The sequence below is a fragment of the Terrisporobacter sp. genome, assembly GCF_017888745.1.
Taxonomy (GTDB): domain Bacteria; phylum Bacillota; class Clostridia; order Peptostreptococcales; family Peptostreptococcaceae; genus Terrisporobacter.
This window is the reverse complement of the sequence record NZ_JAGHFM010000400.1, coordinates 1-2,243: the sequence shown is the minus strand read 5'-3', so window position 1 is coordinate 2,243 and position 2,243 is coordinate 1. Positions and strand designations below refer to the sequence as shown.

At 26.6% G+C, this 2,243-nt stretch carries 2 protein-coding genes and 1 riboswitch; both genes read right to left on the bottom strand.

What is annotated here, in order from left to right; translation table 11 throughout:
• Positions 1-662, bottom strand: a 662-nt coding sequence (locus J7G74_RS16440; protein ID WP_297137394.1) for a CPBP family intramembrane metalloprotease, incomplete at its 3' end; no start/stop codon positions are given.
• A gap of 159 nt (positions 663-821) precedes the next feature.
• Positions 822-2,030: a homoserine dehydrogenase gene (locus tag J7G74_RS16435; protein ID WP_297137392.1), complete on the bottom strand. Its 1,209-nt coding sequence runs from the start codon at positions 2,028-2,030 to the stop codon at positions 822-824.
• An 89-nt stretch (positions 2,031-2,119) separates the two neighbouring features.
• Positions 2,120-2,227: riboswitch (SAM riboswitch) on the bottom strand.
• Between the last annotated feature and the right edge of the window lie 16 nt (positions 2,228-2,243).

The window sequence follows — 2,243 nt, the reverse complement described above, 5'->3', positions numbered from 1 at the left end:
CCTAATATTATTACACCCCATCTTTTACCATGAAGCTTTTGTAATCTAGGTTGTAAAAAATATCTCCATCCAAATTCTTCTCCGAAAAATAAATTAAATCCAAATAAAAAATTAGAAATTGCACTCATCATAGCTGTAACAATATTTTCACCCATATCCATTGAATCAATACTTGTAGATATAAGACTAGGTATACTACTACCTATAATAATTATTATAAATAATAATATTACAAACATGAGTTTTTTTGAGTTTTTTCCTAAAGATAAATTCAAATCTTCAAACTCATATCTATTTACTAAAACAAAATATAAAAAATACGCAGACATAATTAAATCCATTATTGAGGAAATCCAAATGCTATTAATAAATAATGATTGACATATAGAAATAACTATCCTTACAAGTGTAGTAATAGCAAAAACCTTAAAAAACTTATTTACTTCTGGATTAAAGTCATAATTAGAAATTCTTCTTAAAACAACAATTGCGGAAAATGCGGGAATATACATAAATAGTACACCAAAGTCTACCAAAAAATCACTGGAATTTGCTTTTGATAAAGAAATAAATATAAAGATAGATATAAAAGCTATCAGTCCAAAATTAATTAATAAAAAAGATTTGACCTCTTTTTTTATAATTTTAATATCATCACTCATTATAAAAATAGTCCCCCTTAAAGAATTAGATTTTTCCTTAATAGGATAGTAGCACACATACTAATATATATAAATCAAATTTTAGAAAACTAATATAAAAAATACATGCAATAATTAGAGATTGAATTATCTATATAATCTGTATGAGAAAAACAAATATTAACTAATTTTTAATAACTTTTTACTTTCTTTGCAATATCCTTCATCTTTTATTAAACGTAAAATATTATTTATTTTATATTCAGAGTTGACATATACCATAATTACAAGTTCATCATCATTGCTATCAACTATATCATAAGAATCCACATAAGTATTTATAAATTCTAATATTTCCTCTGTTTTAGGTGACTTAAATCTTAATAGTGCTTGGCAATTATTTCTTATTATCTTTTCAACTTTTATTTTTTCTTTAGTAAATGAATCAATATTACATAGTCTATTATCAAATATATCTATCACATCTGAATACACAGAACTTCCAGTAGCTTCTTTTCCAGCACCTTTTCCTACAAATGAAACCTCTCCCACAGAATCTCCATTGAATACCACTATATTGTATTCATTATCTACCCTTGAAAGCAAACTATTATTATCTACAAGAACAGGTCTTACAAATCCGCTTACCTTCTTATCGTCTAACTTACTTTGACCAACTAACTTTATTTTACATCCCATTTTCTTAGCATAATGAATATCTTTCATATCTATTTTTGATATTCCTTCCAAATAAAAATCTTTCCAATATACTCTTCTATCATAAGCTAGTGTTGATAAAATAGATAATTTTCTAGCAGCATCATAACCTTCCACATCTGCTTCTGGATTAGCTTCTGCAAATCCTAATTGTTGTGCTTCTTTTAAAACTTCTTCGTAAGATAATCCTTCATCATACATTTTGCTAAGTATAAAATTTGTAGTTCCATTTAATATTGCATACATATTATGGATTATATTTCCTTCTAATGACTCTGTTAAAGGTTTAATAACTGGTATTCCCCCACCTACTGATGCTTCAAACCTTAAGCTTACATGATTTTCTTTAGCTATTGTTACAAGTTTATCACCATATTCAGCTAACATATCTTTATTCGCTGTAACTACATTTATTTTATCTTCTAAAGCTCTTTTTATATATTCATAAGCTGGATGTAATCCACCTATTAATTCAACTAAAATATCGAATTCTTTATTAAATACATCTTCTATATTGTCAGTAATTAAATGTGCATATTTTGATTCTTTATATTTGTTTTTATCTCTTACTAATATACTTTGAATTTTTATATTTCTTTTTTCTTTGTTATTGTCTATTAAATCCACTAGACCTTTTCCAACTGTTCCGTACCCAAGTATAGCTATTTTCATAAAATTCTCCCCCTTATTAAACTTCCATCCTTAATCCCCTAAATAAATAAAGCCTGAGTATAAACTCAGGCTTTATAGGCTATAATTTATACTTATCTTTCAGCATAATTGCTGCAGGACTTAGCACCATAGTATATAAAAAATATACCGGTTGCTGGGTTTCACAGGGCCTTTCCCTCCACCACTCTGGATAAGAAGTATTTATTTTTATTT

Bases quoted from the DNA above. Each gene is read 5' to 3' on its own strand.
- J7G74_RS16435 (WP_297137392.1), bottom strand. From the start codon at position 2,030: ATGAAAATAGCTATACTTGGGTACGGAACAGTTGGAAAAGGTCTAGTG.